15 protein-coding genes are annotated in these 21589 nt (G+C 46.8%); 10 read left to right on the top strand and 5 right to left on the bottom strand.

Going from position 1 to position 21589, the window contains the following annotated elements:
• Nucleotides 1–116: 116 nt before the first annotated feature.
• Nucleotides 117–1145 (bottom strand): Holliday junction branch migration DNA helicase RuvB, encoded by a 1029-nt coding sequence (ruvB, locus tag AB6805_RS31450; RefSeq protein WP_370913397.1) that lies wholly within the window; start codon nucleotides 1143–1145, stop codon nucleotides 117–119.
• A gap of 102 nt (nucleotides 1146–1247) precedes the next feature.
• Here ruvB and AB6805_RS31445 point away from each other — a divergent pair, with 102 nt between their 5' ends.
• The 3 genes from AB6805_RS31445 to AB6805_RS31435 all read left to right on the top strand — a co-directional run bounded on the left by AB6805_RS31445 (nucleotide 1248) and on the right by AB6805_RS31435 (nucleotide 5884).
• A complete protein-coding gene (locus tag AB6805_RS31445) occupies nucleotides 1248–3659 on the top strand; it encodes a TlpA family protein disulfide reductase (protein ID WP_370913396.1) in 2412 nt (803 codons plus the stop codon).
• A gap of 8 nt (nucleotides 3660–3667) precedes the next feature.
• Nucleotides 3668–4981, top strand: coding sequence for a M20/M25/M40 family metallo-hydrolase (locus AB6805_RS31440; protein ID WP_370913395.1), 1314 nt, complete (start codon nucleotides 3668–3670; stop codon nucleotides 4979–4981).
• A 141-nt stretch (nucleotides 4982–5122) separates the two neighbouring features.
• On the top strand, nucleotides 5123–5884 hold the full coding sequence (locus tag AB6805_RS31435) for a hypothetical protein (protein WP_370913394.1): 762 nt from the start codon (nucleotides 5123–5125) through the stop codon (nucleotides 5882–5884).
• A gap of 77 nt (nucleotides 5885–5961) precedes the next feature.
• On the opposite strand, the gene AB6805_RS31430 is transcribed toward AB6805_RS31435, so the two are convergent.
• Both AB6805_RS31430 and AB6805_RS31425 read right to left on the bottom strand, forming a co-directional pair.
• Nucleotides 5962–6813, bottom strand: coding sequence for an endonuclease/exonuclease/phosphatase family protein (locus AB6805_RS31430; protein ID WP_370913393.1), 852 nt, complete (start codon nucleotides 6811–6813; stop codon nucleotides 5962–5964).
• 69 nt (nucleotides 6814–6882) lie between these two features.
• A complete protein-coding gene (locus AB6805_RS31425; RefSeq protein ID WP_370913392.1) occupies nucleotides 6883–7494 on the bottom strand; it encodes an RNA polymerase sigma factor in 612 nt (203 codons plus the stop codon).
• A 262-nt stretch (nucleotides 7495–7756) separates the two neighbouring features.
• On the opposite strand from AB6805_RS31425, the gene AB6805_RS31420 reads away from it, so the two are divergent.
• Genes AB6805_RS31420 through AB6805_RS31410 form a run of 3 tightly spaced genes read left to right on the top strand, consistent with a single transcriptional unit; the run spans nucleotide 7757 to nucleotide 13783 of the window.
• Nucleotides 7757–8764, top strand: a complete 1008-nt coding sequence (locus tag AB6805_RS31420; RefSeq protein WP_370913391.1) for a FecR family protein — start codon at nucleotides 7757–7759, stop codon at nucleotides 8762–8764.
• A gap of 26 nt (nucleotides 8765–8790) precedes the next feature.
• Nucleotides 8791–12363 (top strand): SusC/RagA family TonB-linked outer membrane protein, encoded by a 3573-nt coding sequence (locus AB6805_RS31415; protein ID WP_370913390.1) that lies wholly within the window; start codon nucleotides 8791–8793, stop codon nucleotides 12361–12363.
• A 25-nt stretch (nucleotides 12364–12388) separates the two neighbouring features.
• On the top strand, nucleotides 12389–13783 hold the full coding sequence (locus AB6805_RS31410) for a RagB/SusD family nutrient uptake outer membrane protein (protein ID WP_370913389.1): 1395 nt from the start codon (nucleotides 12389–12391) through the stop codon (nucleotides 13781–13783).
• 59 nt (nucleotides 13784–13842) lie between these two features.
• On the opposite strand, the gene AB6805_RS31405 is transcribed toward AB6805_RS31410, so the two are convergent.
• Nucleotides 13843–14529 (bottom strand): peptidoglycan DD-metalloendopeptidase family protein, encoded by a 687-nt coding sequence (locus AB6805_RS31405; protein ID WP_370913388.1) that lies wholly within the window; start codon nucleotides 14527–14529, stop codon nucleotides 13843–13845.
• Between the two features lie 66 nt (nucleotides 14530–14595).
• Here AB6805_RS31405 and AB6805_RS31400 point away from each other — a divergent pair, with 66 nt between their 5' ends.
• From AB6805_RS31400 to AB6805_RS31390, 3 genes are read left to right on the top strand one after another with little or no spacing between them, the layout of a single operon-like run.
• Complete coding sequence (locus AB6805_RS31400) at nucleotides 14596–15354, top strand: prolipoprotein diacylglyceryl transferase (RefSeq protein ID WP_370913387.1); 759 nt, start codon at nucleotides 14596–14598, stop codon at nucleotides 15352–15354.
• Entirely contained in the window at nucleotides 15347–16756 is a 1410-nt protein-coding gene (locus AB6805_RS31395) for a radical SAM protein (RefSeq protein ID WP_370913386.1), read from the top strand. Before AB6805_RS31400 ends, AB6805_RS31395 begins: the two co-directional genes overlap by 8 nt.
• A gap of 10 nt (nucleotides 16757–16766) precedes the next feature.
• Complete coding sequence (locus AB6805_RS31390; RefSeq protein ID WP_370913385.1) at nucleotides 16767–17033, top strand: hypothetical protein; 267 nt, start codon at nucleotides 16767–16769, stop codon at nucleotides 17031–17033.
• A gap of 634 nt (nucleotides 17034–17667) precedes the next feature.
• Here AB6805_RS31390 and leuS read toward each other — a convergent pair.
• Nucleotides 17668–20433, bottom strand: coding sequence for a leucine--tRNA ligase (gene leuS, locus AB6805_RS31385; RefSeq protein WP_370913384.1), 2766 nt, complete (start codon nucleotides 20431–20433; stop codon nucleotides 17668–17670).
• Nucleotides 20434–20694: 261 nt separating this feature from the next.
• Here leuS and AB6805_RS31380 point away from each other — a divergent pair, with 261 nt between their 5' ends.
• Complete coding sequence (locus tag AB6805_RS31380; RefSeq protein WP_370913383.1) at nucleotides 20695–21567, top strand: cell division protein FtsX; 873 nt, start codon at nucleotides 20695–20697, stop codon at nucleotides 21565–21567.
• Nucleotides 21568–21589 lie beyond the last annotated feature (22 nt).

The following is a 21589-nucleotide window of genomic DNA, read 5'->3' as shown; positions in this document are numbered from 1 at the left end:
GAGATAAGAGCGGATATCCGCTTCTATCTCCCTTAATCCTTTATAAAATCCAAAAGTAAAAATCCAGGTAATCAGTAAAATCAGCGTAATCCTGAGCCAAGACAAAACCCGCGGCATTAAAACAACATATTGGACCCACCCCTGAAGGGAGTTTTCCCCAGGTGGATATAAGCTTTCTCCGTTACTTCCCTGCCCCGCGGGGTACGTTTAATAAAACCTTCCTGGATCAGGAACGGCTCGTATACTTCCTCCAGGGTGCCTGCTTCTTCTCCTACGGCGGTGGCAATAGTGGTGATGCCAACCGGCCCTCCCTTGAAGTTTTCGATGATCGTATTGAGAATACGGTTGTCCATCTCATCCAACCCATATTCATCTACATTCAACGCTTTCAGGCTTAAAAGCGCTATTTCCATATCAATAACCCCGTTGCCTATTACCTGGGCAAAGTCGCGTACGCGGCGCAGCAACCCATTGGCAATACGGGGCGTTCCGCGCGACCGGCGCGCTATTTCGGTGGCGGCATCAGAAGTGATCTTCGTATTCAGCAAACCGGCTGCCCGCCAGATGATCTTATGCAGTGTGGCGGCATTGTAGTATTCCAGCCTCGACTTAATCCCAAACCGCGACAGCAGCGGGGCAGTAAGCAACCCCGACCGGGTAGTGGCGCCTATCAGCGTAAACGGCTGCAGGTTAATCTGTATGGCCCGCGCACTCGGACCCGTATCAATCATAATATCAATACGGTAATCTTCCATGGCAGAATACAGGTATTCCTCCACCACTGTGCTTAACCGGTGAATTTCATCAATAAACAACACGTCTTTATCTTCCAGGTTGGTAAGCAGGCCGGCAAGGTCGCCGGGCTTTTCAATCACCGGCCCGGAAGTTTCGCGGATATTTACACCCAGTTCATTCGCTACAATACGCGACAGCGTGGTTTTGCCAAGCCCCGGAGGGCCATGGAACAACACGTGGTCAAGCGCTTCCCCACGCATTTTTGCCGCTTTAATGAATATCTTCAGGTTCTCGATAATTTGGTCCTGGCCGGAAAATTCAACGATCTCCCGCGGACGTATACTGTTCTCGAACTCTTTCTCAGCGGCACTGAGCTTATTATCTTCTGGTCTTAAAGGCTGATTGGACATAATTGTATATGCCAAAAATACACAAATATTCAAAGGTAGCAGGCAGCTATTGTTTGTTCGTTTTTATATGTTTACTTTAATAGATTAAAATCACCCCGTTATATGCGTAAGTTCCTGTTGCTCCTTGTTTACCTGACCGTTGCTTGCAGCCCCCTTGCCACCATAGCCCAGTTAAAGTTTAAAAAGAATGATTCCTGGCGGTACCAGTTAATATTAAAGGATAGTCTTCAGGGTGGCTACCAGATGGAGATAAACAAAACAATGCGGATCACCATCACCAAAATAAACCCCGATGGTAGCGCCAACCTTGTTTACGAGCTGGAAAGTGCGGCTGCACGGAGGCCCGAAGCCCGATTTAATTCAGCAGATCCCGATACCTATCTGCAGGATTGGCAAATGATGAGTCTCATGCTGCTGTTGCACCGGCCGGTGGAGTTTAAAATATATCCCAATGATAGTATCAGCGCTCCTGTGAATATTGCAGCCATTGCCAGTGAAGCCAGCGCCTCCCTGGCCCTGACCGGCGATGCACTGGCCGCTATGACGAATAACTGGAATTACCTGAACTTTGAATTGAAGTGCTTTTTCCCGGCTGCGCCCAAGACACTTACAGCAAATAACGAATGGAAGGAAAGCCCCTGGAATTTCAGGGTTACCGGTGGCGATAAAGAACTGGTGGAAGTAACCGGCACGCCGGAAGAAAATAAGACAGATAGTGTAAAGGTAGCCGGTGAAATTTCGTATAGCCTGATCCGTAATAAGGGGAATGTACAAACCTTTAAGTCGCTGAGCCGGCAGGTGCAGTCAAACGGTGCCGCTTTATCAGCGCGGGAAGTCACCGTATCACCCGCTACCGCTAAAGCACTACCGGCCGACACGGCCTGGTTCAATACGCTGATGCGTATGAGCAGAATGAGTAACTGGCTGGAAGTAAACGGAGAACCTGATTCTGCAAAAATTGCACAGTTTCTGGCAGTGAGTGTGCCCAAATATGGTAACCGCCTGGCCTTTAAACTGGCAAAGCTGAGTATCTATGGCAGCGGTTCGGAATACATGTATGAACAATACCAGAATGCACTGAAAGAAGTTCCTTCAGCAGCACTGGCCGGATCATCCTCCCACCTGTTTAATAAATTACAGCATACTTATTATGAAAACCCGGATAGTGCAATGGTATTGCTGAAACTCCTTTCGGCCGACGGAAGGTCACTCGACTCCTGGCTGGATCAGTCCTTCGCACAATATTTACCACAGCATGACTTTGATACTATAGAAGCACGTAAAGAGTTTCGCAGCAGAGGCGCCAGTGAAGCACGCATTGCAGAAATATTTGAAGAAAGCAGGAAAGCGCCTGCCGGCGCCCAGTTGCTGTTGACCAGGATGCTGGCAGAGAACGACAGTATTTTACAGGTATCTGTAAGACCAATGTCGTTATGGAATAAAGCCATGCATACAACGGATACGGCTATATTAAAAAGTATTGCAGCAGGTTTCGGGCAAATAAGCCCGGCAGAAATGACGCTGGGTAAAGCCGCCCGTTATGAATTGCTGGTACAGGACATCCTTCGCAGAGCCAATATGCCGGCTGCCGCGGATGCTTTGCTGGACAAGGCATTGAACGATCTTAAAAGTAACCAGGCCGACACCGCCTTCTGGACAGCCCACCCGGAATTGCAAAGCAAGAAAGTAGCAAATAAAAACATCCTTTCACATGCTTATTACCTTAAATACGAACATACAAAAGCAACGGATAAAAAAGCGGCGATGAACTACCTGGCCCTGGCGGCTGGCACTGCTCCGAGAAGCAATGCAGACAAAGCTTATGAGAGCTTTTACGACCGCGTTTTCCTCCACTCAGAGGAAAATTACAGCGCCCGTTTTGCCAAAGAACTGGACGCACTCGGCAAGCCCGAAGAAGCGATGAAAGTACTGTCGCGGCAACTTGCCGCCCAGCCGGATATGCTGGATAGTACACGGGCCTTCTTCAATGCACACTTCCCCGGCAAATCTTTCAATGCTTACTTCCGCGATGTATTATTGAAAGAATGGGAGGATGCACCCGATTTCACACTGAAAGGAATGAACAATGAGAACATCCGCCTCGCAGATTACCGCGGAAAATGGTTGTTACTCGACTTCTGGGGTACCTGGTGCTCACCCTGCCGGAAAGATCTGCCTCACCTTAATTCACTGGCCCAGGATATAAATGCCGGGAAGTACCCGGGAAACGCTGTACTGGCCATTTCCTGCCAGGAGCCGATGGAAACATCACGCAACTTTATAACCGCCAATAAATACGTTTTCCCGGCCGCCCATGCCGATGATAAGATCGAAAAATCTTACAAAATAAAAGGTTATCCTACCAAAGTGTTAGTTTCGCCTGATGGGAAAATGCTAGACTTGCAGTTCGGAGCAGATTATGCTGCTATCCTGCAGACATATAGCAACGCCTATTTCACACAGGAAAAAGAACAACCGTCAACCATCAAAATAGACAACAACAAAAAGGATTAACCGCTTATATGAAGAAATCACTGTTATTATTATTGGCTGCCGGCAGTCTTGCTGCTACCGGCTACGCCCAGGATATTAAAGAAAAAGAAGTAGCACGTGTTATCGGTACCCTGGCTGCGGACGACATGCAAGGACGTTACCCCGGCACGCCTGGTATTGAAAAGGCTGCACAGTTTATCAGCAGCGAGTTTGAGAAAGCAGGCATTCAGCCGCTGCCCGGCGAAAAAAGCTTTCTGCAGGAATTCAGCAAGTTCAGTTTAAAAAATTCCAGTGTATCCCTTACCGTTAGCGGGGAGCAGAAAGACTGGCCCGTTGTTGCTGTAGGCTCCGGTCGCAGCTTCGATTGGGAAAAAGACAGCAGCTACAATGTCGCTTATGCCAATGATCCGGCTGAACTCATGAAAATATTGCGTGACCCTGCAGCCGTGCAAAAGAATACCCTCGTTTGGGTAGGCGCTGATATGGCCGGTTACATCAGCAATATCGCCGCCTCGTTTTCAGAACGGAGCTATGATACAAAAAGTGAACTGGAAGCAGTATCACCTGCTGAAAAGCAAATTATATTGGTATTTGGAAAAGAGCCGGTAGCAGATACCGCCTCCTGGAGCATTCATCTTCGCCGTGAAGTGACCAGCCAGCACTTTGCCAACGTAGCTGGTATGATTAAAGGAAGTACCAAACCGGATGAGTTCGTGATCTTCTCCGGTCACTACGATCACCTGGGAATATTGCCTTCAGAAGCAGGCGACAGCATCGCCAACGGTGCAGATGATGACGCCTCCGGCACCACAGCAGTGATCATGCTGTCGAAGTATTTTAAGAAACACCCTCCCAAACGCTCCGTAATTTTTGTAGCCTTTACAGCAGAAGAATCCGGCGGGCATGGGTCCCGTTATTTTTCAGAACACCAGGATCCCGATAAAGTAGTAGCGATGTTTAATATCGAGATGATTGGTAAGGAATCCAAATTCGGTAAGAACAGCGCCTTCATCACCGGGTATGAAAGATCCAGCTTTGGCCCTATCCTCCAGCGCAACCTGAAAGGATCCAGCTTTACTTTCCATCCGGACCCGTATCCGGAGCAGAACCTGTTTTACCGGTCAGACAATGCCACCCTTGCCAGGCAAGGGGTTCCGGCGCATACCATTTCCACCACGCAAATAGATAAAGACCATTTCTATCATACAGTAAGAGATGAATTATCGACACTGGATATTAAAAATATCACAGATATTATTAAGGCAATTGCCATCAGTGCCGGCACTATTGTGAATGGTACGGACACGCCTACACGAATTGAGAAGGCATCGCTGAAGAAGTAACCTCATATATTGATCCGGTTGAAGCGAAGCTCAGCCGGATCATTCTTTTTAAATTAACAGTGAACCTATTTTTTTCTCCAAATTCTTTGTTAAATTTACTCCACGAATTTCCCCAATTAGTCATTTAAAACCATATCGATAATGAAAACCGGAATCCTACATTTCTGCGGTGCCATAGGCATTGCCAGTATCTTGCTATCCTCCTGCTCCAATACGGACATGGCAGGACCAGATACTAATCAACCAATCGACGACGCGGACGCTGCCAGCGTGAACTACGAAATCTCAGCCATCAATCCAACTGCCACGTTATCTCCTGATGCTTCAGGACGCTTATCTGCTATCACAGGTGATGCAGCCATGGCAAAAGCAGCGTCTGGTGGTTTCGACATCACCTGGGACACAGCAACCGCCCGTTTAAGAGAAATCCGCTTCGATGCCAGACGTGGTAAAGATGAAGTGGAATTCAAATTAAAAACAGACAGGCAAATTGACCTTAAGCAAGTACCTGCTGTAATTGGCGCCATTAAAATTCCCAAAGGAACTTACCAGCAGGTAAAAGTGTATGCGAGAGTAGAAGGGGATAAGAAAGATCCGGCAGTAAGACTGAAAGGTTTTATTACCTGGGAAAGCAAGAAAATTCCCGTTGAAATCCTGCTCTCCGGCAAGATTGAACTGCAGGCACATGGAAAAGATGTAGTGGTAACCGACACCAAAATTGATTGGAAAGGTTCCCTCAAAATTTCTATGGACCTCATCCTCACCAAACTGCAGATCGGCGACTTCACCGGCTCCTTTGCTGATGGCAAGTTAAAGATCAGCATAGACATTAACGGCAACCTCCATAACAAGGTGGTGAATGCACTGGAAAACAGCATGTCAGTGGAACATACCCACGACTAAGTAGCAACGACGTTCAACGTAACGGATCTGTAGGAGATACACTGTTAGTATCTCCCCAGATCCGTTGTTTATTTTTACTACCTGATATTGATCTCCGAATACACCGCAAAATGATCGGAAGCATATCTTCCTTCCCACGTTTCAGAAATGCTGGCATGTTTTAAAACATCCATCTTCCCTTTCAGAAAGATATAATCAATGGGCTGGTTATCCATTTCTGCGATATTCCATCCGTTGAAAGTACCGGCAGGACCAAAGTGCGCCGTTTTGCTGATGGCCTTACTATCGGTTAAATGCAGCGGATCATTTGGATTCATAACAATCTGGATGGGTTCATCTGACGGAACAGCGTTGAAGTCGCCGGTAATAATGGCGGCATCTTTTCCAGCAATATCATGTACCCGTTGCAGCAATAACTTCGCGCTTTCCCTGCGCGCAATTTTCCCCATATGATCAAAGTGGGTATTAAAATGATAAAATAACTTGTTTGTTTTTTTATCCTTAAATTTTCCCCAGGTAACAATACGGGCGCAGGCGCCGTCCCATCCGATATGACCCGCTACGGCAGGCGTTTCCGACAGCCAGAAAGTTTCGCTGTTTAACAATTGCAAACGGGTGGTATCGTAAAATATAGCGGAGAACTCTCCTTTTGTTTTTCCATCATCCCTCCCCACACCAATCGTTTTATATTGCGGCAACCTTTGCTGAAGATCCTGCATCTGGTCATACAGCGCTTCCTGTACACCCAGTGTATGGGCGCCCAGGAACAGGATTTCGGAGGCCGCTTTATCTTTCCGCTGCGGCCACGCATTAGCGCTATCGTCCGGATTATTATACCGTATATTGAAAGTCATTACCTTCAATGGAACCTGTGCAGCCAGGGCGCCTGCAAGCAGGCAGCAAAAAACTGTCAGCCATATGCTTCTCATACCAATTCAATTTTAGCCTGTAAAAATAATACGGTGAAGCATAAATCCTACTGGAGCGCGGATAATTTACTATTTCATCATCTCCAAATGCAAATTGGTAAGCAGCGTAATAAGCACTGCGGAAGATACCTGGAGGATGTCTCTCATATTCTGAAGCGCACGCGCAGAGAGCTTATAGGCGCCTTTTACAGAGATGTTCATGATGGTGGCAATACTCTCGTAATCCAGTTCTTCAAAAAAGCGGAGATACAGTATCTCCTTTTGCCTTGCATTTAACTGGTTGAGAGCATTCAGCAGCTGCTGGTGTTGCGCCTGTAATTGCTCCTTCTTTATATAGGCCGATTCAGGAGAAAAGTGGGCGAGGAAGTCGTGGTGCTGCTGATCCAGGGAGATCACTACCCGGTTCTTATGTGGACGTAACCGGTTGTAAATAGTGCTGCGGAGCGCTACCAGCAGGTAGGGACGCGGGTTTACAGGGGTGCTCAATGTATCCTTATTGGTCCATAATTTTATGAAAAGTTCCTGTATCGCATCTTTTACCAGGTCATCATCAGGATGTAACCGCATGCCATACTCATATAACCGCTCAAAGTAACGGTCATAAATTGTAGCAAAGGCCTGTTGACTGCCCTGTTGAAGTGCTTCCCAGATTGTGGCGTCGGTAGTTGCAGAAAAATCCATCTTCCTGTTGATCGGCTAAATGTACAAAAAATAGTACAGCGCCGGGTCAAACACCTCCTACGCAAGGAGTATTATTAAATATGAAAAATTTATCTGCATATAAAGTCACTAAAATCAATACTTCTATAAGTTCCAATAAAAAAATTATAAAATAATTGGAAAAAAGTGGGGTGTTTTGCGAATTCTTTGTGTTCTGTACTGGAGCAGCAAAGTTCCTTTTTACTTTCCTGTGATGATTTTTGAGGAGCTAATGGATATTTAATTGGAGACCGGTTATCATTTATTTACAAAAGAAGATTTCCTGGAAGATGCGTTCTTCCGGGAATGGGTGAAGCATGCCACACCGGCCGCAACGGCTTTCTGGACGGGCTTCCGGGACAGTGCGCCCCCGAATATGGAAGCGTTTGAGCAGGCGGTGGTTGCACTGGAAGCTATCCTCAGCCTGCAAAGAATTGCACCGGCAGCCGAAGTAAAAGCCATCGTATGGGAAAGGATACAGCAACAACTGCAGCAACAACAGGCAGTGCCCATTACCCGGAACCGCCGTTGGTACCGGCTGGCAGCAGCAGTATTATTGCCGTTGCTGATCGTCACCGCCTGGTTCCTGCTGCGTCCGGAGAAAATGAATAAGGTGGTCAGTGCCTATGGTCAACAACTCCGGGTCACATTGCCGGATTCTTCTGTAGTTATATTAAACGCTCATTCTGAGCTGAGTTATTATAACTGGAAAGATGGGAAACGGGAAGTATGGTTACAGGGAGAAGCATTGTTCAACGTGTCCCACAGGGCAATACCCTCCTTTACGGTGCATGCGGGAAAAGTACAGGTGGAAGTACTGGGTACCATATTCAATGTGAAGGAAAGAAGGGATAAAGTGGAAGTATTCCTGAAAGAAGGAAAGGTAAAAGTATCAGCTGCAAAAGGTACCCCCTCACTGATCCTGCAACCGGAAGAACAGGCGGATTACGACGCCGGCAAAGGACTGTTGCGGAAAGCCGTTGCTAAAAAAGAAGTAGCGCTGGCATGGACAGAAAGCAAAATGCAGTTACAACAAACCGCTGTAAAAGATATTATCAATACACTGCAGGATACATATGGATTTACTATTATAATAGAAGATACTACTGTGGCCAACCGTACAATAGACGGCGTATTACCGCTGAATAACGTGAACAATGTATTGTTTGAATTGTCAGCCATACTGAACATGAAAATTGAAAAGAACAATGATACGCTGACCTTTAAGAGCGCCGGTCAGCGCGGCTTTTAAACACATATTATCAAAAACCAAGATCGATGAGGATTTGTATCAAACAAAGCCTGTATGGCTTCCTGTACCTATGCGTGTTGTTACTGGGCAGTTCCCGGGCAATAGCGCAACAACCAGCCGGCAAACGTTCCCCCGTTGTTTCTGTTAAAGAAGCCCTGGATAAAGTAACGGCATTATACGGAACTACCTTTATGTATGAAGGCGTGCTGCTGAAAAACAAAACCACCACGGTAAATGTAGCTGCCATGAAAGGCAGGCCGGTGGAGGATGTACTGAAAAGCATCCTGTATCCCCGTGATTTGTTGTTTTTGTATGTAGATAAAAATCACTACACCATTGTACCCCGTCAAAGAAAAGATATGCAGGCCAGTAACCTGGTACAGCCGTCACCGGCTGCAAGCGGCGATTCCTTTGAGGAAGCAGGAACCCGCACGGTGAATGGAACAGTGAAAGACCAGCGTGGTAACGTCCTCCCGGGCGTTACCATTCAACTGGAAGGACAAAGGAAATGGACTGTAACCGATAACAATGGTAACTTCATGATCACCATTCCCGCAGATGCCGGCGTCCTGTTATTTTCTTACTCCGGTATGGAAGCAAAGAAGGTAGCATTGGGAAGAAGTAATACGCTGCAGATAGTAATGGAAAACAAAGTGCTCAATGAAGTGGTGGTAACAGGTTATCAAACCCTGTCGAAAGAACGCGCCACCGGCGCATTCGCCACTGTAAAAGCTGCCGACCTGGAGAAACGCCGCATTTCCAGTCTCGCGCAGGTACTGGAAGGTACGCTTCCCGGCGTAGTGAGTTATAAAGGCGATATCAATGTGAGAGGAACCAGCACCTTCAACGCTACCAGCGCACCGTTGTATGTGATTGATGGTTTCCCGGTAGAAAATATCGCTTACGACGATAACAGGAGGCTGAGGGATTATGTGCCGGATATTAACCCGGAAGATATAGAAAACATCACCGTACTGAAAGATGCGGCGGCAGCCTCCATTTACGGCGCCAGGGCGGCTAACGGGGTAATTGTTATCACCACTAAAAAGGCGAAGTCCGGCCCTGCACGCATCAGCTTTTCCGGTGATTTTGCCATGACGCCAAAGTACGATCTCTCTTACCTGAAGAGAGCCGACGCCAACGAAATAATAGACCTTACCTACGATTACTTTGATAATGACCCTGCATTTAAAACAACACCGCTCACAGAAGCCGCACGCCTCCGCGCCGGAGCAGGCATAGTAACGCCTGCACTCGACTACCTGCTACAGGTGGCAGAAGGAAAAATTACCCGCGCAGAAGCAGATGCAAAGCTGAACGAAATGCGTCATCAAAACGTATTCAATCAACAGATCCTGGATCACCTGGTACGCCCCGCAGCTAACCAGCAATATAACCTGTCGGTGTCCAAAGCCTCCGCAGGCAACGCTTTCAGTTTCTCTGCCACTTTCAGGAATGACCAGGGGTATAACAAACAGGATGTAAATAAATCGCTGGGATTGAATTTTACCAACACGCTCACCATCAACAAATGGCTCACAGCTACCGCGGGTATATACCTGAACTATGGTGATAATAAACGTACCGGCGCCGATGGAATGTCTGCTACCGGTCTATTCAATAGCATGCTACCCTTTGAATCTATTTATGATGCACAGGGAAATGCATTGCCGTTAAGGAACACCCAAACTGCAGACGACAAGGCTATTTATGACAAATATGGTCTCTATTCTATCGATAGAATTCCGGAACAGGAAATAAACAAAAACCTGCTCTATACCCGTTCTATTAAAACCCGGGCCTATGGTAAACTGAATGCAAAAATTACTTCGTGGCTCAACTATGATATCATGTTCCAGTATGAAAAGAACAGTGGCAAAACGGAGCAGTTAATGGATGTTACTTCCTATTACATGCGCGATAAGCTCAACACATTTTCCGCATTGGATACAAGAGGGAACACCACTTATAAGTTACCGGTAGGAAACGCATTCCGCAACACGGGTGATTATCTGCGGGCTTATACATTTCGTAACCAGTTAAACTTCAGCAAAACATTTAATGAACGTCACGAAATAATAGCGATTGCCGGTTCTGAAACCAGGGAAGTGAAGAACAACCGCGACTTCAGTGGCATGTTCGGTTATGATCCGCTCACGCTGAGCTACATGCCGGTTAATGCACTGGAGCTTAGTAACCGCTTCATTGGCCTCAATGGAAGACCAGCATCTTTAAGCCCGTCTGAACTGGCGTATTTGAATGAAGTAACCAACCGTTATTTTTCTTTCTATGGAAATGCTGCCTATACCTATAACGACAAATACATGGTGAATGGTAGCGTGAGATATGATTTGTCGAACCTGTTTGGAACCAATCCTACCTACCAGTACCGTCCTTTATGGTCTGTTGGCGCCAGCTGGATTATGAGCCGGGAACAGTTTATGGAAGGCATCTCCTGGCTGGATATCCTCAAGCTGAGAGCATCTTACGGGATCAATGGCAACGTAGCCAGGAACGCCGGTCCTTTTATGGTGGCATCGTATGGCATCAACACCATGACAGGCAACACCACCGGCTCTATTAATAATCCGCCGAACCCTAACCTGCGCTGGGAAAAAACTGCCACCACCAATGTGGGTGTTGATTTCAGCGTATTGAAAAGCAGGCTGTCCGGATCAGTGGATGTATATAACAAGAAAAGTAATGACCTCCTGAGTACTGTGACCATTAACCCCGCGCTGGGCTTTGCCACTGCTTACGTGAACAACGGCGCCATGCAGAACAGGGGAGTGGAGCTGATGCTCAAGGGACTGATCGTCCGCCGTCGTAGCTTCGACTGGGATGTTACCGTAAATTCATCTTTCAATAAAAACGAAGTTACCAGGGTAGACTATAAGCCCAGAACGGCCAGCGAACTGGTACCAAATGCAAACGGATACTATGTGCAGGGCGATCCGTACAGAAGTCTTTACAGCTACGCTTATGGCGGTTTAAACAGCATCGGTGAGCCACAGATCTACAACCAAAAGAATGAGCTGACGGACAAGCTGATCACTACACCGGATGCCGTGCGTTACAGTGGTACTTATGTACCTGTTTACAGCGGTGCGTTAATCAATAATTTCCGGTATAGAAGTTTCCAGTTTTCTTTCCTGTTTGTATATAACGCAGGTCATGTAATGAGAATGAATGTGCCTTATATCAATGGCAGGTTCCCGAACGCGGTGATGCCGGCGGGTAATACCAATGCGTGGAAGAAACCGGGTGATGAACTGATCACCAATGAGCCGCGTATTACATGGGACTATGATAAAAATGGCAACAATTACAGGAACAGTTATTATATCTATGGCGATCAGACAATCGTAAGCGCCGCATACATCAAGGCGAGAAATCTCTCTGTGAGTTATTCCCTTCCGAAAAGCTGGTTACACCGGTTGAAAATTGCAGATGCCAGGATCCGTATACAGGCCGATAACCTGTTCTACATCGGGTTCAACGGAGAAGATATTGATCCGGAAGCGACCGGCTACAACGGTTCAGGACTTACGCTGCCCATCATGCCAACCTATAATGTTGGATTTAATATTTCACTTTAATTCATGAGGTTGTAAAGATTTGTATATGAAAAGGATCATTCATTTTATATTATGCGGATTGGTGATTACAGGAACGATCAGTTGTAAGAAGTACCTGGAAATTGTGCCGAAGGGGCAGAAGATCCCGCAGAGTTTTGAAGATTACAAAGCGTTGGTGGAAAATGCTAAAGCGCATTCTTTCGATTACGATAATCAGAACCAGGTAGCCAATGATTTCTATTTAATAGCCAACGGGCAGGCTACGCTTAATTTAACCAGTATTAATTTCAACTGGCAGGAAACCCAAGACCGGTTGCAATACACTTCTGATGATGCGGGGTACAATGGCGCCTATACAGGCATCTTTATTTATAATGTGCTGGTGAATAATGTACAGAACGCCACTACCGGTACCCAGGCAGATAAAGACCGCTTAATAGCCCAGGCGAGGGTAGGCAGAAGTATGTTGTACTTTTACCTGATCACCAGCTATGCTAAGATGTATGATCCGGCCACCGCTGCAACGGATCCGGGTGTATTCCTGAATACATCGGATAATATGGAAGCATCCATGAAACAGGTATCGGTAAAAGAGATGTATGAATTTATCCTGAAAGATCTGAATGCGGCAATGCCTTATTTGCCTGTACATCCGGACAATCCTTATTTCTCCGGTAAAGGCGCAGGGTACGCATTACTGTCGAGGATACATTTATTTATGAAAGACTATGCCTCCGCCGCTTCCTTTGCGGAGGAAGCTTTGAAACAGAACAGCGAACTGTTTGATTATGTGAATTATTATAACGAGAATAAAGTATTGGCAGATGGTACGAGCCCTTCTATCAATATCCCGAAGTATGAATTCAGGAACCCGGAGAACTACAACTTTCACTATGGCAGCTCTTATATGCAGGTACAGGGCATGTATATTTCTATGCTGCGGGAATCCGATTCAGCGCAGTATGATAAAGGAGACGCCCGGTTTAAAGTTAATTTCACAAAGCGGGCTTTTGGTTTGGAAACCATCTGGACCTACCGCAGAAGGGATGATGTAAATGCCGCAGGACTTCGTACGCCAGAAATGTACTATGTAAAGGCAGAATGCCTGGCTCGCGCCGGGAAAATTGCAGAAGCCATGAACGTACTAAATACTGTGCGCCGCAAACGTATCCTGCCAGAGTTTTATGCAGATGTAGCTGCCACTGACCTGGCCGGCGCCATTGCACTGATCCGCAGGGAGCTGAAATGTGAATACAGGGGCACCGGGCTGGTATATCTTGATTTACGCAGGTTTAACAACGATCCGCAATTCAGGGCTACCATCACGAAGCAGGAAGGTGATAAAACGTATTCCATTACACCTGATTCCCATTTATGGATTATGCCGTTTTCACTGAATGCGATGGCGTATGGCGAAGGGCTGATACAGAATTCAAAGTAAGATATTAAAACCAACCATTACCACCAGGTTGCCGGTATATTGCCGGCAGCCTTTTTTATTTAATGGGTGTATTGGTTGAGCTGGAGGATTATATCGGGGTCGGGGCAGTTTTGCAGGTATTTCTCTTTTTCGCTGTAGCGGCATACGCCGGGATAATCGCCGCGGAAACCCTGCATATCTTCAATTACCTGGAAATGCAGATGTGGCGGCCAGCCACCGTTTTCGGCAGGAGTGCCGAAATGGGCCAGCGCCTGACCGGCAGTGATGGGCATATTTTCATACAACCCCTGCAGGTTGGAAATGCTGAGATGACCGTACAACGTGTAAAAGGTATATCCGTCCAGCTGGTGCTGCAGAATGATGGTGGCGCCATAATCCCCGAAATGATCATTAAAACGGAAGCTATGTACATGCGCATTCATAGGGGCATACAGCTTAGTGCCCGTTTCTCCCCATACATCGATGCCAAGATGCAGCCGCCGCGGTTCTTCCCCTGCGTCAAAATGAGGACTTACCGCATAAATAGTACGATGCTCCGCGTAGCCGCCAATTCCCAGCCGGCAGCCACTTTGTTCCAGCGTATTGTCGATATACCGGCTGAAGCGGTTGATGTCCTGCAGTATGTTTTTGGTGAGGGTCGTGTTATTGGCGGTGAAATCCATTACCAGCAGGGGCTCATGATCTCCCAGAAGCGGGATAACCGGCTTAAAGGTGGACTGATATTTCTTTAATACCTCCTGTAACATATTTTGTAGTGCTTGACTTTCGTCTAAATATAAATATTAATTTGTGTATTAAATAATGCTGGTCCTTTGCAGTTCCCCGTTTATATCAATTTGTTTTCCTTACATTTTCCGCTGCACGCAGTAACGGAAACGCTGGGTATGTTTATCGGCTTCCGGTATTTTTTATACCTGCGGAAGCAGCAGGGCGACCGGATAGAAAGCAGTAACCGTGTCTGGGCTATTATAGGCGCCATTTTCGGCGCTTTGTTCGGCAGCCGGCTGTTAGGGGCGCTGGAGAACCCGCCGGGGCTGTATCACGCCAATAACCTGCTGTTTTATATCTATCAGAATAAAACCATCGTAGGAGGGTTGCTGGGAGGTCTTGCCGGAGTAGAACTGATCAAGAAGGTGATCGGCGAAAAAGATTCTACCGGCGACTTGTTTGTTTATCCGCTGATACTGGCCATGATCATTGGCCGTATAGGTTGTTTTACAATGGGTATTTATGAAGAAACCTACGGGCTGCCCACTTCATTGCCATGGGGCATGGATCTGGGCGATGGCATACCCCGGCACCCGGTATCTCTCTACGAAATTGTTTTTTTAATATTATTATGGCAGATGTTAACCGGCATCAGCCGCCGCTATTCCCTGGCAAACGGCGCACGGTTTAAACTTTTCATGATTGCCTACCTGCTGTTCCGTTTCGGGCTGGATTTTATCAAACCAGGATATCGCTTCGCTTTCGGGCTGGGATCTATACAGCTGGCCTGTTTGGCCGGGTTACTCTATTATTCACCGGTGATTATTTTTCCGTCACGACTAACACAAAAACAATATGCCTGAAAAAAATTACACCTACTACGATTTTACACTCAGCATCTGCAGTACCTGTTTGCGCCGTGTAGACGCGAAGGTGATATTTGAAGATGAAAAGGTTTTCATGATCAAGCATTGTCCGCATCATGGAAAAGAAAAGGTGTTAATCGCTACCGACATCGAGTACTACAAAAATACCCGCAACTATAACAAACCATCCGAAGCGCCGCTTAAAACCAATACCAGCACACACTATGGCTGTCCATATGATTGCGGGCTCTGTAAAGATCATGAGCAGCATTCCTGCCTGAGCGTCATTGAAGTAACAGACCGCTGCAATCTTACCTGCCCCACGTGTTACGCCATGTCGTCGCCGCACTATGGCCGGCACCGTACCCTGGAAGAAATAGAGCAGATGCTGGATATCATCGTGGAAAACGAAGGACAGCCCGATGTAGTGCAACTCAGCGGGGGAGAACCTACCATCCATCCGCAGTTCTTCGAAATACTGGATATCGCCAAAACAAAGCCGATCCGGCATCTCATGATCAACACCAATGGTGTGCGCATTGCAAAAGATAAAGAATTCACCGCACGCCTGGCTACCTACATGCCGGATTTTGAGGTATATCTTCAGTTCGACAGCTTTAAGCCGGAAGCACTGGAACGTATGCGGGGAAAGGATCTGACAGATGTGAGGAAACAGGCGCTGGAGAACCTCAATGAAGTAAATCTCAGCACTACCTTAGTAGTAACCCTGCAACGCGGCGTGAATGAAGATGAAATGGGCGCTATCATCGACTATGCCCTGAAACAACCCTGCGTTCGCGGTGTTACGTTCCAGCCGGTACAGGTGGCCGGCCGCACCGATGGCTTCGACCCTGCTACGGATCGTATCACCCTTACGGAAGTACGGCAGCGTATCCTGGAGCAATCACCCATCTGGAACGATCACGACATTATTCCCGTTCCCTGCAACCCGGACGCTTTGGCAATGGCCTATGCCCTCAAAATAGAAGGACAGGTATACCCGCTCACCCGCTACGTGGATCCTGCTGTGTTGCTGAATAATTCAAAAAACACCATTGTATACGAACAGGACGAAAGGCTGCATCAGCACATCCTGAAAATATTCAGTACCGGCATCTCCACCGATGCTGCGGTAAATGATATGCAGTCGCTGCTTTGCTGCCTGCCACAGGTACAGGCTCCCGGCCTCGACTATACGAACCTGTTCCGCATTGTGATCATGCGCTTCCTCGATGCCTATGATTTTGATGTGCGCGCCATTAAAAAATCGTGCGTGCATATTGTGCATAAAGATGGCCGCATCATCCCATTTGAAACCATGAACCTTTTTTACCGTGATGATAAGGAGGCCTATTTAAAACAACTCCAGGAAGAACGGACCTTTATTCCTATTGTTTAAATAATTGTATATGAATAAATTTTTCAAAGATGTACTCTTGTTTACCCTGATACCACTAGGCATTTTCCTGCTGATGTGCGTAGCCGGCGATGAAGGGATCATTGCTGCGGGACTGATAGCAATGTTTTTGGTAGGGGGCTATTTTATAATCGGACTGATACTGATCATTGCTAATAAGAACCACATAGGGAAAGTGTTATTATTATCATCAGGGATTATTTTGCTGGTGGGGTTGTCCACGTGCGGGATTATTTTAAGCGGGCTGAGTATACGGTAAGGAGGTTGTCTTGGACACTGATTACGCTGATTTTACTGATTAGCTTTTTTATGATTTTGGGAGATGAGTGTATTGGCCGGATTTTAATTCAGTAGCTGATATTCTTTATGAAGAATTGATTTAAATTTGTGTTTTCATTGAATTTTTGGAAAATTCTGTGAAATTCAGCAGCTCTTACCAACGGTATTCCTTAAATAATTTTAAAAGTTAAGCGGCATTTAATAAGCTATTGCTATTAAATGCCGCTCACGCTATATCGGGTATACATTTCATTTATAAGGTAGTGCCGCGTCTAAACACCCTGCACTTTTTCGTCTGTAAGGCCCTGTGATAAACGATCTTAGCTTCAAGTCCACGTCACCTCCACATCACCTCCGGGTCATCTCCATGTATTAAGCATATGCTAAGTATGGACGAAGTATTTCCCAGTCAATCTTTAAGTAATCTTTATTCATCCCAATTCCCCCACCAATCTCCCAAAATCACAAAAAAGATTAATCAGTAAAATCAGCGTAATCAGTGTCCAAGACAACCTCCGCTCCGATCTTCGCAAATCAAAAAAAATCCAACATGATCAATCCTGGCTAATCAGCAAAATCAGCGTAATCCTGAGAAAGACAACCTCCGCGCGGCATTATATCACCACATTGATCATCTTCCCTTTTACGATAATCACTTTTTTAGGCGCCTTACCTTCCAGCCATTTCTGCACTACTTCGCTGGCCAGTACTTCTTTTTCAATGTCGGGAATAGCGGCGTCCAGTGAAAAGCCCATTTCAGAGCGGGTTTTACCGTTGATCGCAATCGGGTAATTAAAAGCGCTTTCTCTTGTGTATTGTTCTTCATACACCGGGTAAAGTGCATTCAGAATACTTTCATTATTGCCTATATACTGCCACAGTTCTTCACACAGGTGAGGCGCATAGGGGGTGAGCAGGATCAGCAATGGTTCCAGGATGCTGCGTTTGTGACAACGCAGGGTAGCGAGTTCATTTACGCAGATCATAAACTGGCTTACTGCTGTATTGTAAGAGAAGCTGGAAGTGTCGTGATCTATTTTCTGGATCGTTTTATGCAATATTTTCAGTTCTTCCGGTGTGGCTGGTTGTTCATTTACCAGGATGCCTTTCTGCTCATCGGCAAACAGGCGCCACAGTTTTTTCAGGAAGCGGTGTACACCTTCAATACCTTTGGTATCCCAGGGTTTGGATTGCTCCACGGGGCCCAGGAACATTTCGTACATACGGAAAGTATCAGCGCCGTACTTTTCCACCAGGTCATTTGGATTAACGGTGTTGAATAAGCGCTTGCTCATTTTCTCCAGCTGTACGCCACAAATATATTTGCCATCTTCCAGTATGAAGGTAGCATCTGCAAAGTCGGGCTTCCATTTTTTGAAGGCGGCAGTATTAAGTTCTACACCGTCTACTATATTCACATCTACATGCAGTTCATCTGTTTCATACTGATCTTTCAATCCGTGTGAAACATATTGGTGGGTGCCACGAACGCGATACACCAGTCTGGAGCTGCCACCAATCATACCCTGGTTAATCAGCGATTTAAACGGCTCATCAAAGCCGATATGTCCGAGGTCATACAGTACTTTCGTCCACATACGGGAGTAGAGCAGGTGTCCTACGGCATGTTCGGTGCCGCCTACATACACATCTACCTGGTTCCAGTAATCGGTGGCTTTACGGTCTGCAAAGGTGTTGTTATTATGCGGATCCATATAGCGCAGGAAATACCAGCTGCTGCCGGCATACCCGGGCATGGTGTTTGTTTCGCGCTTTACGCCGGGGGCTACGTTCACCCAGTCGGTGATGTTGGCCAGCGGGCCTTCGCCTTCTTCTCCGGGTTTATAGTTTTCCACATGCGGTAATTCCAGCGGCAGGTCTTTTTCGTCCATCGCGTAAGGAATACCGTCTTTATAAATGATCGGGAAAGGCTCGCCCCAGTAGCGCTGACGGCTAAAGCCGGCGTCACGCATTTTATAATTGATCTGGCGTTTACCGATACCCAGTTCTTCCAGTTTGGTGATTACCACATCCATAGCAGGTTTCATGTCCATGCCATTGAGGAAGCCGCTGTTTTGCAGTTTGGCTTCTTTGGTTGGATTGGCTTCCTGCCCGTTGAAGGCGTCGCCAATGATGTTGGTGATAGGGATATTGAAATGTTTGGCAAAGCCAAAGTCGCGCTGATCGCCGCAGGGCACCGCCATGATGGCGCCGGTGCCGTAGCCGGCCAGTACGTATTCTGCAATCCACACCGGTATTTCGCGGCCATCAAACGGGTTGATGGCGTAGGCGCCGGTAAAGCAGCCGGTAATTTGTTTTACATCGGCCATGCGCTCCCGCTCGGAGCGGCTTTGCACGTATTCGAGGTACTTATCAATTTCAGCTTGCTGATCCGGGGTGGTGATCCGGGATACCAGCTCATGTTCAGGCGCTATCACCATGAAGTCCACACCGAAGATGGTATCGGGGCGGGTGGTGTATACCTCCACGTGTTCGGTGGAGTTTTTCAGGGCGAACTTAATTTCGGCTCCCTGGCTTTTGCCGATCCAGTTGCGCTGCATTTCTTTCATGGCATCGCTGAAGGATACTGTTTCCAGTCCTTCCAGGAGGCGGTTCGCGTATTCGGTGATACGCAGGAACCACTGGCTCATCTTCTTCTTTACTACCGGGTAACCGCCGCGTTCACTTACGCCGTTCACTACTTCGTCGTTGGCGAGTACGGTGCCCAGTGCTGCGCACCAGTTAACTTCCGCGTGTGCCAGGTAGGCAAGGCGGTACTGCATCAATATGTTGCGCTGTTCCGGCTCACTATAGCTTTTCCAGTTGGCGGCCGTGAAATGTATGCTCCGGTCGCCGGGGCAGATATGACCGGCGTTACCTTCTTTCTCAAAAATAGCTACCAGGGAAGTGATGGGCTCTGCTTTCTTTGTGCTGCGGTTGTACCAGCTTTCAAAGATCTGCAGGAAAATCCACTGCGTCCATTTATAGTAGGAGGGATCGCTGGTGGTTACCTGGCGGTCCCAGTCGTAGCAAAAGCCGATGTTATCCAGTTGTTCACGGAAAGCTTTGATATTCTGTTCGGTTGTTACTGCGGGATGCTGACCTGTTTCAAGGGCATATTGTTCTGTTGGCAAGCCAAATGCATCATACCCCATGGCATGGAGTACATTGAAGCCTTTTAGTCTTTTATAGCGGGAGTAGATGTCCGTTGCAATGTATCCCAGCGGGTGGCCTACGTGTAAACCAGCCCCGGAAGGATAGGGGAACATGTCCAGTACATAACATTTGGGCTTTGGACTGTTATTGCTCACACGGTAAGCATGCGATTGCTCCCATTGTTGCTGCCATTTTTTTTCGATTGCCCTGAAATTGTATTCCATATCTGTTGTAGATGAACCTTAATTGTCCGGATATAAACAATACGTCCGGTCATTAAGGCGTTATCAGTTATAATTTAAAAAGTTGCTATAATGCCTGTTCAGCAAAATAATGTTAAATTCATTAATACTCCAATGTCATTCCCCAACATCTCTATATATTGCCATTCTATTGGCCGGAAAGGGTTTATTACCTGACCGGGTTGGCAAAATTAAACACATAACTACTAATTTTTATTATTTTCGCCGATAAACTGCAGATTAATGGCGCAATCCGGGAAATCATCAGCAAAGAAGTCGAAACCATCCTACCTGTACTCCATCATTGGTGTAGCACTGGTATTGTTTTTACTGGGCACATTGGGTCTGGTGGTAATACATGCTAACAAGCTGAGTGTGTATTTTAAGGAAAGCATAGAAATACAGGTCATCCTCCGGGATAACGTGAAAGAAGCACAGGCCACGGCCCTGCGCGATTCAATGGCACACAGGCCATATATTAAGTCAATTGAATATGTGTCGAAAGATATGGCGGCACAGCGGTTCAAAAAGGATTTCGGGGAGGACTTTATCACCCTTCTGCAATATAACCCGCTGTACAGCAGCATTAACATAAAGGCAAATGCCAATTATGTAAACAATGATAGCCTGAAGGTCATTGAAAATAACCTGTCGCAGCAAAGCATCGTAAGGGAGATATCCTATCAGCGTATGCTGGTGAGCAAACTGAACGAAAACGTTAACAGGATCGGATTGATTATCCTGATCATCAGCGGGTTATTATGCCTGGTGGTGATTTTCCTGATCGACAATACCATTCGTTTGGCCATGTTCAGCAACCGGTTCCTGATTAAAACCATGCAAATGGTGGGAGCTACCCGCTGGTTTATTGCCAAGCCGTTTGACCTTCGCAGCATTGCCAACGGCGCCATTGCCGCAGTAATCGCCATCGCAGGCCTGATCGGTATTATGTCGGTATCCGATAAATTATTGCCGGAACTGGCAGGATTGCGTGATAACCTGATGATAGCGTTCCTCTTTATAGGCATGATCCTCATCGGAATCAGTATTTCCCTGGTGAGCACACACCGCTCCGTCATGAAATACCTGCGCCTGAAACTGGACGATCTGTATTAACTTTAAATCTTTAACGAAGATA

This window comes from Chitinophaga sp. RCC_12 (assembly GCF_041360695.1).
Classification (GTDB): Bacteria; Bacteroidota; Bacteroidia; order Chitinophagales; family Chitinophagaceae; genus Chitinophaga.
This window is presented reverse-complemented; position numbering and strand designations above follow the sequence as displayed.

What these genes read in the sequence shown, in the direction of transcription:
- ruvB (WP_370913397.1), bottom strand. Translation starts at nt 1,145, where the DNA reads ATGTCCAATCAGCCTTTAAGACCAGAAGATAATAAGCTCAGTGCCGCT.
- AB6805_RS31445 (WP_370913396.1), top strand. Translation starts at nt 1,248, where the DNA reads ATGCGTAAGTTCCTGTTGCTCCTTGTTTACCTGACCGTTGCTTGCAGC.
- AB6805_RS31440 (WP_370913395.1), top strand. Translation starts at nt 3,668, where the DNA reads ATGAAGAAATCACTGTTATTATTATTGGCTGCCGGCAGTCTTGCTGCT.
- AB6805_RS31435 (WP_370913394.1), top strand. Translation starts at nt 5,123, where the DNA reads ATGAAAACCGGAATCCTACATTTCTGCGGTGCCATAGGCATTGCCAGT.
- AB6805_RS31430 (WP_370913393.1), bottom strand. Translation starts at nt 6,813, where the DNA reads ATGAGAAGCATATGGCTGACAGTTTTTTGCTGCCTGCTTGCAGGCGCC.
- AB6805_RS31425 (WP_370913392.1), bottom strand. Translation starts at nt 7,494, where the DNA reads ATGGATTTTTCTGCAACTACCGACGCCACAATCTGGGAAGCACTTCAA.
- AB6805_RS31415 (WP_370913390.1), top strand. Translation starts at nt 8,791, where the DNA reads ATGAGGATTTGTATCAAACAAAGCCTGTATGGCTTCCTGTACCTATGC.
- AB6805_RS31410 (WP_370913389.1), top strand. Translation starts at nt 12,389, where the DNA reads ATGAAAAGGATCATTCATTTTATATTATGCGGATTGGTGATTACAGGA.
- AB6805_RS31405 (WP_370913388.1), bottom strand. Translation starts at nt 14,529, where the DNA reads ATGTTACAGGAGGTATTAAAGAAATATCAGTCCACCTTTAAGCCGGTT.
- AB6805_RS31395 (WP_370913386.1), top strand. Translation starts at nt 15,347, where the DNA reads ATGCCTGAAAAAAATTACACCTACTACGATTTTACACTCAGCATCTGC.
- AB6805_RS31390 (WP_370913385.1), top strand. Translation starts at nt 16,767, where the DNA reads ATGAATAAATTTTTCAAAGATGTACTCTTGTTTACCCTGATACCACTA.
- leuS (WP_370913384.1), bottom strand. Translation starts at nt 20,433, where the DNA reads ATGGAATACAATTTCAGGGCAATCGAAAAAAAATGGCAGCAACAATGG.
- AB6805_RS31380 (WP_370913383.1), top strand. Translation starts at nt 20,695, where the DNA reads ATGGCGCAATCCGGGAAATCATCAGCAAAGAAGTCGAAACCATCCTAC.